The 822-nt window shown below is 66.3% G+C and carries 1 protein-coding gene; it reads right to left on the reverse strand.

Features of this window, described 5'->3' with window-relative positions; genetic code table 11:
- Positions 1–822, reverse strand: an 822-nt coding sequence (locus tag KVT28_RS24655; RefSeq protein ID WP_254633653.1) for an Ig-like domain-containing protein, incomplete at both ends; no start/stop codon positions are given.

Here is an 822-nt window from a genome sequence, read left to right on the forward strand (position 1 = left end):
GTGGTGTCGTCGGTGGACGCGCCGCTGCTCAGGCTGCCGGTCACCGGGCCCGCGTTGTCCAGCGCGCTGTCGATGCTGGCGTTGCGATCGGCATTGGGATCGATGGTGAGCGTAAAGCTGCTCCAGTCCATCTGACCGGTTTTCTTCACCTCGAAGGTCCAGCTGCCGCTGGCCAGCTCCGGCGGCGTCCAGGACCAGTTGCCGCCTGCATCTGCTTTTATGCTGGCGCTGGCATAGCGGCCGTCGCCCAGGGTGTAGCGCAGGATCACCAGGCTGTTGGCTTCGGCGCGACCGTGCAGCGCTGGCGTGCTGTCGTCGGTCCTGCCGCCGCTGCCGAGGTTGCCGGTCACGGGACCGAAATCATCCACCGCGTAATCGATGACGGGCGCAAAGCCGCCGTCGCTTTCAGAGACAATGATCAGATCGAAACTGTCGTTCCAGTGCGTCTGCCCCAGAGATTTGACGTCGAACGACCACTGGCCGGCGGCCAGCTCAGTGTCCGGCGTCCAGCTCCAGCGGCCGGTGCTGTCGGCGTCAACGGTGACGGAGGCAGCAGCGCCGCCCGCCAGCGTATAGCGGATCACCACCTGGCTGTTGGCTTCCGCCCGGCCCTGGAAGGTGGGCGTGGCGTCGTCGGTGATGGCGCCGCTTTCCAGCAGGCCGGTGGCATCGCCGAAGTCGTCGATAACCGTTTCAAAGCGGGGGCGCAGGACGATATCGGACGGGCTGACGATCTCCAGCTCAAACAGCGCCGAGGCGACGTCGCCGGTGCTGGCCTGGAATTCATAGCGGCCGTACGGCAGGTTGCTGCCCGGCGTCCAG

This window comes from Pantoea sp. GbtcB22 (assembly GCF_019091025.1).
Lineage (GTDB): Bacteria > Pseudomonadota > Gammaproteobacteria > Enterobacterales > Enterobacteriaceae > Pantoea > Pantoea leporis.